Annotated in this window: 9 protein-coding genes, 1 tRNA gene and 1 pseudogene; 4 read left to right on the forward strand and 7 right to left on the reverse strand. The window is 58.0% G+C overall.

The features are described from left to right. Positions 1-4: 4 nt before the first annotated feature. Both VKV18_RS12170 and larC read left to right on the forward strand, forming a co-directional pair. Positions 5-811, forward strand: a complete 807-nt coding sequence (locus tag VKV18_RS12170; RefSeq protein WP_324204473.1) for a 1,4-dihydroxy-6-naphthoate synthase — start codon at positions 5-7, stop codon at positions 809-811. A 44-nt stretch (positions 812-855) separates the two neighbouring features. Further along, entirely contained in the window at positions 856-1,617 is a 762-nt protein-coding gene (gene larC, locus VKV18_RS12175; protein ID WP_324204474.1) for a nickel pincer cofactor biosynthesis protein LarC, read from the forward strand. A gap of 1,207 nt (positions 1,618-2,824) precedes the next feature. Here the strand turns inward: larC and leuD are convergent. The 6 genes from leuD to VKV18_RS12205 all read right to left on the reverse strand — a co-directional run bounded on the left by leuD (position 2,825) and on the right by VKV18_RS12205 (position 7,746). Beyond that, positions 2,825-3,472, reverse strand: coding sequence for a 3-isopropylmalate dehydratase small subunit (gene leuD / locus VKV18_RS12180; protein ID WP_324204475.1), 648 nt, complete (start codon positions 3,470-3,472; stop codon positions 2,825-2,827). Between the two features lie 6 nt (positions 3,473-3,478). Next, entirely contained in the window at positions 3,479-4,867 is a 1,389-nt protein-coding gene (gene leuC, locus VKV18_RS12185; protein WP_345786416.1) for a 3-isopropylmalate dehydratase large subunit, read from the reverse strand. A gap of 31 nt (positions 4,868-4,898) precedes the next feature. After that, the gene (locus tag VKV18_RS12190; protein WP_324204477.1) at positions 4,899-5,720 is read right to left on the reverse strand and encodes a class I SAM-dependent methyltransferase; all 822 of its coding nucleotides are present in this window, start codon (positions 5,718-5,720) and stop codon (positions 4,899-4,901) included. Between the two features lie 4 nt (positions 5,721-5,724). Continuing rightward, entirely contained in the window at positions 5,725-6,402 is a 678-nt protein-coding gene (locus VKV18_RS12195; protein WP_324204478.1) for a hypothetical protein, read from the reverse strand. Continuing rightward, positions 6,399-7,103 carry a FadR/GntR family transcriptional regulator gene (locus tag VKV18_RS12200; protein ID WP_324204482.1) on the reverse strand — a complete coding sequence of 235 codons (705 nt, stop codon included), beginning with the start codon at positions 7,101-7,103 and terminating at the stop codon, positions 6,399-6,401. Before VKV18_RS12200 ends, VKV18_RS12195 begins: the two co-directional genes overlap by 4 nt. 124 nt (positions 7,104-7,227) lie before the next feature. Then, positions 7,228-7,746, reverse strand: a complete 519-nt coding sequence (locus tag VKV18_RS12205; RefSeq protein ID WP_324204479.1) for a hypothetical protein — start codon at positions 7,744-7,746, stop codon at positions 7,228-7,230. Positions 7,747-8,583: 837 nt separating this feature from the next. Here VKV18_RS12205 and VKV18_RS12210 point away from each other — a divergent pair. Both VKV18_RS12210 and VKV18_RS12215 read left to right on the forward strand, forming a co-directional pair. Continuing rightward, positions 8,584-8,656 (forward strand) — tRNA-Arg (locus VKV18_RS12210). A 153-nt stretch (positions 8,657-8,809) separates the two neighbouring features. Beyond that, positions 8,810-10,492, forward strand: a complete 1,683-nt coding sequence (locus VKV18_RS12215) for a diguanylate cyclase (RefSeq protein WP_324204480.1) — start codon at positions 8,810-8,812, stop codon at positions 10,490-10,492. Positions 10,493-10,544: 52 nt separating this feature from the next. Here the strand turns inward: VKV18_RS12215 and VKV18_RS12220 are convergent. Beyond that, positions 10,545-12,372 (reverse strand): annotated as a pseudogene (locus VKV18_RS12220) (hypothetical protein); the annotation flags it as partial.

The following is a 12,372-nucleotide window of genomic DNA, read 5'->3' on the forward strand; positions in this document are numbered from 1 at the left end:
AACCATGCTTACCGCCTCGCAAAAGGTGCTCTCGGTCGGCATCTCTCCCTGCCCTAACGACGTCTTCATCTTTGGAGCGCTGATGCTCGGCAAAATCCCTACAGGGGGCCTTACGTTTCACTTCGACCTGCAAGACGTGGAAACCCTTAATCAGGCCGCGCAGCAGGCCGCGTTCGATATGGTGAAGATCAGCTGTGCCGCCTACCCGTTTTGCCAACAAACCTACGAAATGCTGCCTGCCGGTGGAGCGCTTGGGCGGGGAGTGGGGCCCCTTCTGCTTTCGACCGACGGCGTGTGGTCTCCAGAGCGGGAAACGCTGGTGCCGGGGCCGTTTACAACGGCTAACCTGCTGCTCGATTTCTATGCGAAGCGCCCTTTGCGGAAAGCCTACCGGCCTTTCGATGCGCTCTATAACTCCTTGTGTCGTGGAGAGGCTACCCAAGGCGTGGTGATCCATGAAAAGCGCTTCATCTACGTGCAAGATGGCCTCCATCTCATCCAAGACCTAGGAACCTACTGGGAAGAGCAGACCGGCAACCCCATTCCCTTGGGGGTTATTGTGGCGCGCCGCGACCTGCAGCTTCAGGGCGTTCTCACAGACCTTCTCCGGGCCAGCCTGCGCTACGCCTACGCGCACTACGAGGAGATATTCGCCCTCTGCAAACAGCACGCCCAAGACCTTCAAGAGGAGGTCATCGCCGCCCATATCCGGCTCTATGTGAACGACTACTCCTACGACCCAGGAGAGGATGGCCGCCGCGCGATGGAGTATCTGCTGCGGTATCGGCAAGAGGAGGTTTCCGCCCTCTAGAGGTGGCACTTAAAATTCGACTTGGAAAGGAACGAGAAAAGGCCGTGCGTATCGCCTGTTTCGATTGCTTTAGCGGCATTAGTGGGGACATGATTCTAGGTGCCCTCTTCGATGTGGGGGTAGACCCGCAAGCATGGCGTGCCGCCTTAGACCAACTGCAAGTGCCCGGCTACGACATCGCCATCACCCCCGTAAAGAAACAGGGCATCTCCGCCGTTCGTGTGGAGGTGAGGCTGCATGAGGCCGATACCGGCCACGGGCGCCATCTTTCCGACATTGCCGAAATTCTGGAACGAAGCCAGCTGCCTGAGAACGTTCGCAAACGCGCCCTGGCGGTTTTTACCCGTCTGGCCAACGCGGAGGCCAAAATCCATGCCACCACGCCGGAGGCCATCCATTTCCATGAGGTGGGTGCCGTGGATGCCATTGTGGATATTGTGGGCGCCTGTATTGGGTTAGAGATGCTGGGCGTGGAGAGAGTCTACTGCTCTCCCCTGCCCTTCAGCAGCGGCTGGGTGGAGTGTGCCCACGGCCAGATGCCCGTACCGGCCCCGGCCACCCTGGAACTGCTAAGCGGTTTTACCCTTCGTTTCGACTCGCGCAGCGAGGAGCTTATCACCCCCACCGGTGCCGCCATTTTGGCGGAGTTCGTGGAACGGGATGCCCAAGGGCACGTGCTCGGATTCCCGCCCCTGCGCCTGCTGAAAGTGGGCTATGGCGCCGGCAGCAGAGATACCGAGCAGCCGAACCTCCTGCGTCTCTGCCTTGCCGAAGAGCTTACTCCCGCAGACCTTGAAAGGGAGTGATACAGAACGGCTTTCACAGCCCGCCTTGACATGGGGGCGAGGGCGTGGCACTCCATGTCACCTCGAAGCGAAGCTGAGAGGTCTTCTCCTTTCATTTCCATTGAAGGCGAGAGGGTTGGCCTTGCAGAGCCGGTAATGCGTCTGTCATTTCGAGCCGCAGACGAGATAAACAACTGTCATTTCGAGCCGATACCACAACTGTCATTTCGAGCCGAAGGCGAGAAATCTTGAATTTCAACCCCTACCTGCCTTGAGGGGTAAGGGCTAGGGCTGGAGAACCCGCCAATTGCTTCGGTTCTAGAGCTACTTCGTAGAGCAAGCCTGCCTTGCTCGCCCCCTATCCCATCCTTTCCCCCGATTCGGGAGGTGCTAGCGCACGGCGATGCAGCGGCCAGAGAGATAGGCGATTAAGGGAACGACACAGGCCGCAAAGGCGCCGTCCGCGAGGACGCCCACCGCGAGGTGCCCCTCTCCCAAATTGGGGGAGGGGAAGGGCGCCCTACCCCAGAAAATCTTTCGATTTTCTGGGGCCCCCTATATCGGCCTTGAGGGGCGGGGGGCTTGAAGAGCCGGCGATACAACTGTCCTTTCGTGCCGCAGACGAGATAAACAACTGTCATTTCGAGCTGAAGGTCGAGCTGAAGGCGAGGTGAACACATGTCATTTCGAGCCGATACCACAACTGTCATTTCGAGCCGAAGGCGAGAAATCTTGAATTTCAACCCCTACCTGCCTTGAGGGGTAAGGGCTAGGGCTGGAGAACCCGCCAACTGCTTCGGTTCTAGAGCTACTTCGTAGAGCAAGCCTGCCTTGCTCGCCCCCTATCCCATCCTTTCCCCCGATTCGGGAGAAAGGGGGCGGTCATGATTGGTTTCCAAAAGACAGCCTACCAAAGGAAACCGCCGATAACCTTGCTGGTCTCCCCCTCTCATCCCCCCGCACACGGGGGGGAAGCTAGCCATCCCTCCGCCGGTAGGCGGAGGGTTGGCCTTGAAGAGCCGGTGAGATAAACGACTGTCATTTCGAGCCGAAGGCGAGAAATCTTGTGTTTCAATCCCCACAGGGAGGATCGTCCCATCGAATCAACCTGCGCCTGTAGGGGCAGGCCTTGTGCCTGCCAAATACAATAGGGCAACCCCGATGGGGTAACCATCAAAAATGGGGCAACCCGTGTGGTTGCCCCTACAATCGTCTCCCCTCACGGAGGTCAAAATGCGTTGTTGGGCGCAGGCCCTTCCGCCTCCGCAGCAACGCCACGAAGCCAAGGCGGGCGCCGCTTCTCGAAGGCCGCAATCTCCTCTTCGTGTTGGAGGGTAAGCCCGATGTCGTCCAACCCGTTGAGAAGGCAGTGACGCCGGAAGGGGTCTATTTCAAAGGGGACAACCAGTCCCTCCTCATCGGAAACCGTTTGGGTTTCGAGGTCTACCGTTAGCCGATAGCCCGGACGCTCTTCGGCGGTGCGCAAAAGTTGGTTAACTATGTCTTCGGGAAGGCGCACGGGCAAAAGGCCATTCTGAAAGCAGTTGTTGTAGAAGATGTCGGCAAAGGAGGGCGCGATAATGGCCCGAAACCCGTAGTCCATAAGCGCCCATGGTGCATGCTCCCGAGAGGAGCCGCATCCGAAGTTCCTTCCGGTTACCAGAATGGTGGCACCTTGATAGGCCGGCGCGTTAAGAATAAAGTGCGGGTCGGGCGTCTTCCCGTCGGGCAGATAGCGCCAATCATAAAACAGAAACTGCCCAAAGCCCGTTCGCTCGATGCGTTTGAGGAACTGCTTCGGGATAATCTGGTCGGTATCTACGTTCAGCCGATTCAACGGCGCGACGACTCCCGTTACTTTACGAAAAGGTTGCATCGTTTTCTACTCCCATTCTCTTACATCAACGAAATGGCCGGCAATGGCAGCCGCAGCGGCCATTGCAGGGCTAACCAGGTGCGTGCGCCCTCCCTTGCCTTGGCGCCCTTCAAAGTTGCGGTTGGAGGTGGAGGCGCAGCGTTCGCCGGGCTGGAGGATATCGGGGTTCATTCCCAAACACATGGAGCACCCGGCCTCGCGCCACTCAAAGCCGGCCTCTTTAAAGATTCGATCCAGTCCTTCCGCCTCGGCCTGCAGTTTCACGCCGGTCGAGCCGGGCACGACCATCGCCCGCACGCGCGGGTGGACTCGTTTGCCGCGCACAATTTCGGCGGCAGCTCGAAGGTCGGCAAGCCGCCCGTTGGTACAGGAGCCGATGAACACGCGGTCGAGCGGAATCTCTTGGATAGGGGTGCCGGGTTTGAGGCCCATGTACTCTAGGGCACGCACGGCCGCCCGTCGCTTTCCTTCATCGGAGAACTGATCGGGGTCGGGAACGCAGCCCGACACGGGCACCACCATCTCTGGGCTGGTGCCCCAGCTTACATAGGGTTCAATCTGTTCGCCCTGCAGACAGACGGTGGCATCAAAAACGGCGTCGGCGTCGGTGGGCAGGCTTTGCCACCACGCGAGGGCCTGCTCCCATTCCGCGCCCTTAGGGGCAAAGGGGCGCCCTTCAAGCCAGGCGAACGTTTTGTCGTCAGGAGCGATCATGCCGGCACGCGCTCCGGCCTCGATGGACATATTGCAGATGGTCATGCGCCCCTCCATAGAGAGCGCTTGAATGACGTCGCCTCGGTATTCCACGGCATAGCCGGTTGCCCCATCCGTACCGATTTTGCCGATGATGGCCAGGATCACGTCTTTGGCGGTAACGCCACGGCCGAGGGTGCCATCTACGCGAATCTCCATGGTCTTAGGGCGTTTCTGCGGTAGGCACTGCGTGGCCAGCACATGTTCCACCTCGCTGGTGCCGATGCCGAAGGCGAGGGCGCCAAAGGCGCCGTGGGTGCTGGTGTGGCTGTCGCCGCACACAATGGTCATGCCTGGTTGCGTAAGGCCAAGCTCCGGCCCGATCACGTGAACAATGCCTTGACGGCGACTGTGAATGCCGTAGAGGGTAATGCCGAACTCCTTGCAGTTCCGCTCCAAAGTCTCCATTTGGGCGCGGGAGATGGGGTCGGCCACAGGGAGGTTGCGATCGGTTGTCGGCACGTTATGGTCCATTGTCGCCACCGTGAGATCGGGGCGGCGCACCTTACGTCCGGCCAATCGCAGGCCTTCGAAGGCCTGTGGAGAGGTCACTTCATGTACGAGATGCAGGTCAATATAGAGCAGCGTCGGCTCGCCCTCTGCCTCTCGTACCACATGAGCCTCCCAGATTTTTTCAAACATCGTTTTTGGCAAGGCGCTCACCTCACTTTCTTTAGGATGAAAAGATAGGCGCTCCGTTGCGTTTTTGAGCACGGAGCAGAACGCGCGGCCAGGCAAAGGTAATATCTCCTTCTGGCGTTGCGGTTATGGCAAAACACTGTTTTGCCCGATGGGGCAGGCCGCTTTCAAACAGAGGCCGCAGTTGCGCTATCTGATCCGCAGAGCAGCCGGCCTTATGGACCCATTCCGAAAAACGCAGGGGAATCGCCTCTGTCTTCACCTCGCAGACCTCCATATAGAAGCCGGCTTGGTGGAGCATCTGCCGCCACTCCGCCTCCGTATAGTTACGGACGTGGGAGGGGTCGCGCAGGGTTTCCACCTGCTGAAACCACTCCGCCGCGGCCGTGTCTGCCGGGGCCACCGTATCCGCAATAAGCAAGATGCCCTGGCGCTTCAGCACGCGGTAGGCTTCCTGCAAAAAGGTCGGCACCGAGGGGAAATGATGTGCCGCCAGGCGGCAGGTAACCCGGTCGAAACGGTCATTGGGCAGGGGCAGTTGTTCGACAGAGGCCAAGAGGAACTCCAAGTTGGTTAGCCCTCTCTCATGGGCTTGGCGGGCCGCTTGTTCTAGCATGGCTTCCGAAACGTCAACACCGACGACGTATTGAACAGAGGGCGCGACGGCCAGGGCGGTAAAGCCGGTGCCTGTGGCCGCATCGAGAACGGTATGGTGCGGCTGCAGCTCGGCAAGGCGCACAAGAGCGGCCAGTGTCTCCGCACTCCAGCTGTTCCAGCGGGCATCGTAGTGGGTCGCTTGGCGATTGAACTGCTCTTTTGCCGAACGGGTCGGAAGCCATGGGTTTTTATGGGCCATGGGGCTATTCCTTTGTTAAAATTCGCGCCAAAGAGACAATGGTACCTAGGCACCACCGAACGCCATCTATGGCGCGCTCACGACGGTAAGGCTCTTTGCTGAGAAAATCTCCATAGACGCCATGCTGGTCAACATGTTTGCCTAGGTCGGCCAACACATCGAACGCAGGGGGCAGCGGGATGCCAAGCGCGGTAAGGGTGCGGGCGCACCAGTCTAAGAAGTTGGCGATGACCTGCTCGTTGTCTTCATCATGATAGGCCAACAGATGGAGTGTGCGCGCGGCATCAATCAGATAGACGTTTTCCAAGGAGGGAGGGCGACGAAACTGCACCGGTATCCCGGCCAACGCAAAGGCCTGCGGGGCCAGCTCAAGGTGGGTGAACAGGATGACCTGATCTTCCAACAACAAGGGCCTCAGCTCCTGGTTTTGTTCCAGCAGGAAGGTGTAGAAATTGGGCACTTCGCTGCGCCCGTCGGTGCGTAGCCCTACCAGATAGATATCGCTTATCTGCGGCTGCGTGCTGCCGGCTTCAGGGCCGACGGTACTGCGCTCAAGGCCGACGCCCTCCCCCTCAAGGCCGACGCCCTCCCCCTCAAGGCCAGTATTGGGGTCTTCAGAAAATCTTGCGATTTTCTGGGGTAGGGCGCCCTCCCCTTCAGCCCTCTCTTCCTCCCGGCTCATAGGGCTATCTCCTCACCAAAGGGTTTCTGCTGTTGGTGCGCCTGAAGAATGGAATCGAGCAGTTGTACGGAGAGCCTATAGGCTGCTTTGCCATCCTGCAGGGCGATGGCGTTGGCGAGCTGCTCGTGCAGCCGGGCTTGCTGTTCCGTGGTACCGGAGAGAGCGATAACATCGCAAAGTGCCTCGCGATGGACACTCAGAAAGGAGCGAACGAGGTCTACGAAAACCCCGTTTCCGGCCGCCTCCGCGATGGTGATATGAAACGCGATGTCGGCTTCCAGCAGGCCTTGAGTATCGTTACGAAGCCGACAGCTCTCCCGCTCGGCCAGGAGGCTGGTGAGGCGCTGAAGGTGGGTTTCATTACGCCGGAGGGCAGCCAAACGGGCGCTTTCCGGCTCTAGTGCGCGCCGTACCTCGTAGACCTCCACGATATGGGCGCGTCGAAGGCGCTCGGCGAGAGTCTCCTGTTCGTGAGGTAGGGCACAAACAAAGGTGCCTTGTCCTTGCTTTACTTGAAGCAGACCGGAGTGAGCGAGGGCGCGAATGGCCTCTCGCACGGTCGAGCGTCCCACCTGAAGGACGTGCATAAGCTCCGGTTCGGTGGGCAGACGACTTCCCACCGGGTACTCGCCGTTGGCGATGCCTTCACGAAGGCGTTGAATGACCTGTTCTACCAGCTGTTGGCGTTGTACGGGTTCGATGTTGCGGCTCCAATCATCAGATCGTCAGATGTTTAGGCGATTATACACGCCGACATGGCGGTATGTCAAGTGCCCGTGGGCTGGTAGCCCTTGCAGACGGGGGAGAGAAGCCGTGGTTGGGCGTTCAGTCGAGCATAGGGCCCAGCAGGGTGCGGAAGCGGATGCGGCAGGAGGTGGCTTGAGGCGAGTCCTCAACGACGATATGGAAGGGCGCGTTTTGGTGGGGCAGAACGGGGTCGAGAACAATGGGGGCCGTTTCGACGTCGAGCGGCAGCCCTTTGGAGTTCAACAGTTCCACAACGGCCTGCACATGGCGAAGGGGGCGCGAGGATAGGTTTTGAAGGCTCCCCTTCACCGACACGAACCCCTCCTGGCGTTTGGCCTCCGCGGTGCAGAGGCGAACGGAGGCGTTTGGGCCTGTGGAAGGCACGGAGAGGGGCAAGGCGGAGGGGTGCGGTTGAAAGAGCTTCTGGTCGAGCACAACGCCTGCTTCTATGGCCACAAGCAGGGTGAAGCCGAACACAAGGAGGCGAAGCGGGCGATGGAGTTTTGGCCGCCGCGGGGCGGGAGATTTCGGTAACGGCTGAGGTTGAACGGGGCTATTCTCGGCCCAAATCGGTAATGCAGACGCCGGCAAGCTCATAAGAAACGCTGTCTCCTTCCATCATGGGGCGGAGCGCCCTAGGATAAAACAAGTATACTATTATAGGTAGATACTTGTCAACCATTTTAATGTGATTTTTCGTTCTAAAACCCGCTTTATTATAAGCAGGCGTTGTTATTCTCGAGGCGTTGCAACGGCTCCCTTGCTAAATACGTTCCAGGGCATCGTTCGGTTTGCTGTCTATCGAGCCGCGGGCAAGATCAACACCTGTCATTTCGAGCCGAAGGCGAGAAATCTTGAGTTTCAATGCCCACCGGCTTTTTGAGGGGAAGGGGTGAGGCAGTTGAGGCTAGCGTTTCTAGAGCCAATTCATGGAGTAAGCCTGTCTTGTTCGCCCCCTATCCCGGCCTTTCCCCCTATTAGGGAGAAAGGGGACTAGTGCGTTTAGTTTCTAAAAGACAGCCTACCAAAGGAAACCGCGAATGGGCTTAGTGGTCTCCCCTCTCCCTGATAGGGGGAGGGGAAGGGCGCCCTGCCCCAGAAAATCTTGCGATTTTCTGGGGACCCCTGTATCGGCCTTGAGGGGCGGGGGGGTGGGGGCTTGAAGAGCCGGCGATACAACTGTCATTTCGAGCCGCAGACGAGATAAACACCTGTCATTTCGAGCCGAAGGCGAGATACACCCCTGTCATTTCGAGCCGAAGGCGAGAAATCTTGAGTTTCAATGCCCACCGGCTTTTTGAGGGGAAGGGCGTCGCTCTTGAGGGGTGGCGGCTGACAACCCAACGGTTCGACTGCCCGTTGGCAGTCAAGCGCAGGTCGCTTGACTTTTTTGCCGCACACCCAGTATACTACTAACGCTTGATTGGCTTTTGTGCGCCCGTAGCTCAGCGGATAGAGCGACAGGTTGCGGACCTGTAGGTCGGGAGTTCAAGTCTCTCCGGGCGCGCTTTCTGCAGAATTACGGTGTTTGTCCGCCCCATCTAAAGTCTTTCTCCCTGCTTGCCAAAAATAACCCCATTGACCCGATGCCGCGCCGCATCGTTGTTTTTTTGTGGCCTTGCTGCTCTGTGACCAACTTTTTTGATGGAGATATACGGAGATGGCAGCATCGGTTCCTGTGCCTCGGAACGAAGAGGAACGACTTTGTGCGCTTTATCGCTATTCGTTGCTCGACACCTTGCCCGAACAGGCGTTTAACGACCTTGTTGTGCTTGCCGCCCAGATTTGTAAAACGCCCGTTAGTCTCATTAGTCTGGTGGATCGGGATCGTCAGTGGTTCAAGGCACATTTCGGTGTGGAAGTGCAGGAGACGCCGCGGGAGCTGGCCTTTTGCAACTACACCATTCTCTCCGGTGGCCTCCTGGTGGTATCGGATGCTCGGAAAGACCCACGCTTTCGGCAAAACCCTCTCGTTAGTGGCCCGCCCTATATTCGTTTTTATGCCGGCGCTCCTCTTATTACCTCCGATGGCTATGCGTTGGGAACGCTTTGCGTTATAGACACCGTGCCGCGAAAGTTACGCAAATCCCAAAAGGAGGCCCTCCTGGCGCTGGCCCGACAGGTGATGAGTCAAATAGAGCTGCGCTTTCAAAGCAGGAGGCTCGAAAAACTGGCCACTACCGACTGCCTCACCGGAGTAAGTAACGTGCGGTATTTGAGGGAGCGACTCGACGAACTGTTCCTACAAGCCCGTCGTAGCCGACAACCGCTCTCCCTGGTGATGATGGATGTGGATCATTTCAAGGCCTATAACGACGCCTTCGGTCATCCAGAAGGCGACCTCGTGCTCCAAAAGCTAGCCCCTATTATGCAAGCCCAGCTCCGACCTGGCCATGTTCTAGGCCGCTATGGAGGCGAAGAGTTCATGGTGATTCTTCCCCAAACCGATCAAGAAGCCGCTGTATCCGTAGCGGAGCGCTTGAGGCAGGCCATAGAGCGACATCCGTGGCTCCTACGCCCTATAACGGCGAGTTTTGGGGTGGCTACCCTATGCGACGAGGTACAGGATGTTAACGAGCTGATTGAGGAGGCCGACCAAGCGCTCTACAACTCGAAACGTCTCGGCCGCAATCGGGTGACCCATTACGCGGCGATGGCGTTGGAGGAGGGGGTTGCCGAGATGCTTCAGGTTTCGGAATCGGCAGCCTATTTTCCCTCGGAGCGGCTTAAGCAGCGGCTCTATCGGCATCTTGAACGGGTCTACAGCGCGACCATTGAGGGATGGTCGCGCATCCTCGATCTGCGCGATAAGGAGACGGAAGGGCATAGCCAACGTGTAACGGAGCTGTCGGTGCGCTTGGCCGAGCAGATGGGCTTTTCCGACCGTCAGCTCCTTTATATTCGTTGGGGGGCTTTGCTGCATGATATCGGGAAGATAGGCATTCCGGATAGCATTCTCCATAAGGCTGGCCCGCTGACGGAAGAGGAGTGGGCGATCATGCGGCGTCACCCGGAGTATGCCTACGAGATGCTCTCCTCCATCCCGTTCTTGCGTCCGGCTTTGGATATCCCCTACTGTCATCATGAGCGATGGGATGGCAGCGGATACCCTCGTGGGCTTCGCGGAGAGGAGATACCGTTGGCCGCCCGCATTTTTGCGGTCGTGGATGTATGGGATGCCCTTCGTTCCGATAGACCGTATCGCAAAGGGTGGCCGGAAGAGAAGGTTTTGGAGTATCTTTGCGATCAGTCGGGGCACCATTTCGACCCGGAGGTGGTAGCCCAGTTTTTCAAGCTGATCGGCACCCAAAACCTTCTTCCCAATCGGCAAAAAGCGGCCTAAGGGCCTTGCAAGCTGCAACGCTGCGGCCTTGGGGACGGGGGCTTGCAACTTCCTACCGATGAGCTGTGGTGGGGACGGGCACTATCTGAGCGGCCCGATCGGTCGCTATCGGCGGAAGTGACAGAGGGAGCCTGCCCTCTCGGCAAACAGCTTCCGTTGTGCCCGTTATCTTGCCGGTCGTGGTATCCCACCAAACAACACGGTAGCGGCCATCGGCCAAGCCGTGGAGGACGGTTGTGGTGGCATCTACGGGATGGATAGGACGATGGGAGTAGACATTCAGCCAATTAGATGCCTTGTTCTGAACCCACAGCAGCGCCATTTTGCTGTTGGTTAGCGCATAGCAGTCCAATGGAGCATAACGCCCATCGAGATAGTTGGTTAAGGTGATGGAGTTAAGGCTTATCCAGTCGCCATCCGTAACGTTTAGGGTGATGGTGTGGTCGCCGGCGGGCACATCCATAGCGTACTCTTTATCGTAGGTAGCCAAATAGATATTATATTGCGGCTCGAACTGAGTCTCTTTGTAGGGTGGCTTCTCCCCGTTTTTAGGTGGGGCTGCCGGAAGGTTGAACTCCGCTACCGGTTTCCCATCGAGGAGCACCTGTAGATTTGCAAAATTCGAGACTTGGTAAATGTGAAGAATAAACTTCCCCGGTTTCGTGAAATGCACATGGAAGGTGGGAACGCTGCGCAGGTCGGGCTTACCGGGGCTGAACAGATACATCGGCAACGCTCCGCCCTCTACCTTCCCTGTAGAGGTGAGCGTAAAGTTCTCTGCCGAGCGTGCCCAACCCAGTTGCGGCGTGAAAACGGCATCGTAAAACACGCTCTTTTGCCCTGATGTTCTCGGGGGATCGCACGTCGCCGGCTGCCAAATGCCCTCTTGCCATGGCACCGAAGCAATGAACTTGGCGGGCGCATCGAACACAGGATAGAGGTTTTTGGGAGCGATGTAGTCGTCCCACCACCAGATCATGGCTGTGGCGGCGTCGCCAGAGACGATGGACGACCATAACGCGTTGTGTAGGTTCACCGCTTTCCCTTCGGGGTCATATTTTGCATCTGACGCTCGCCAGTCTATGCCGAACTCGGCCATAAAGTGCGGTTTACCGTATTTTCGATTTTCAAGAGCGTCTCTATGTACCACCGGCGCCCAATCGGGGATGTTGCCGGTGCCGTAGTTATGCGTCATCGTAAAATCCACTACGGGCAGCTGCCAAATGGCCGGGTTGCCGTAGGTGGTGCTTACGAGATGATGATAAGGGTCGGCAGGATGCCCGGCATCGGCACCCATCCCCTTCAAGTAGTCCCCCATCACCTGCACCCAGCTGGCGGGTGGGTTGGCCTCGTTCCAAAACTCCCAGCCAAAGAGGTTTGTACGCCAACCGTAGCGCGCAGCAAGGTAACGCAAACGCTGCTTATAGGCCTTTTGCGCCACGGGGTTCGTCCAGAAGTCGTCCGGTTTCTGGCAAGGCCCTCCGTTGGCAGCGTTGTAGGGGTTCTGTGCCCACATGCCTTCATTAAAGTAGCCGCCAGTGGTGAATTCGCCGTAGGTTCCCAAGCAGAGCATCACGTTGATGTGGTACTTCTCGGCCAAATCGAGGATTCTATCCACCATCCAGGCGTTATCGAGCGCGTAGTAGCCCAAACCGTGCGTTCCGACAAAACGATCTTCCCCTTTTCCTGGCGGTGGGCCGCTCCATTCGATGTCGGTATGATGCCAATGAAACATCCAGAGCCGAATCCAGTTTCCGCCGTGAGCGCTTAGATCGGCCAGCCAACGGTTGAAATCGGTGGAACCACCGGCCCCGGCCCAACACATATCCTCCCCTATGGGGAAATAGGGTTTACCGTTGGAATAGGCGAAGAGATAGGGG

The sequence above is a fragment of the Chthonomonas sp. genome (genome assembly GCF_035294505.1).
Classification (GTDB): domain Bacteria; phylum Armatimonadota; class Chthonomonadetes; order Chthonomonadales; family Chthonomonadaceae; genus Chthonomonas.

Excerpts from the sequence above, each read along its gene's own strand:
- leuC (WP_345786416.1), bottom strand. The coding sequence starts at position 4,867 with ATGTTTGAAAAAATCTGGGAGGCTCATGTGGTACGAGAGGCAGAGGGC.
- VKV18_RS12170 (WP_324204473.1), top strand. The coding sequence starts at position 5 with ATGCTTACCGCCTCGCAAAAGGTGCTCTCGGTCGGCATCTCTCCCTGC.
- leuD (WP_324204475.1), bottom strand. The coding sequence starts at position 3,472 with ATGCAACCTTTTCGTAAAGTAACGGGAGTCGTCGCGCCGTTGAATCGG.
- VKV18_RS12205 (WP_324204479.1), bottom strand. The coding sequence starts at position 7,746 with ATGAGCTTGCCGGCGTCTGCATTACCGATTTGGGCCGAGAATAGCCCC.
- VKV18_RS12190 (WP_324204477.1), bottom strand. The coding sequence starts at position 5,720 with ATGGCCCATAAAAACCCATGGCTTCCGACCCGTTCGGCAAAAGAGCAG.
- VKV18_RS12215 (WP_324204480.1), top strand. The coding sequence starts at position 8,810 with ATGGCAGCATCGGTTCCTGTGCCTCGGAACGAAGAGGAACGACTTTGT.
- VKV18_RS12195 (WP_324204478.1), bottom strand. The coding sequence starts at position 6,402 with ATGAGCCGGGAGGAAGAGAGGGCTGAAGGGGAGGGCGCCCTACCCCAG.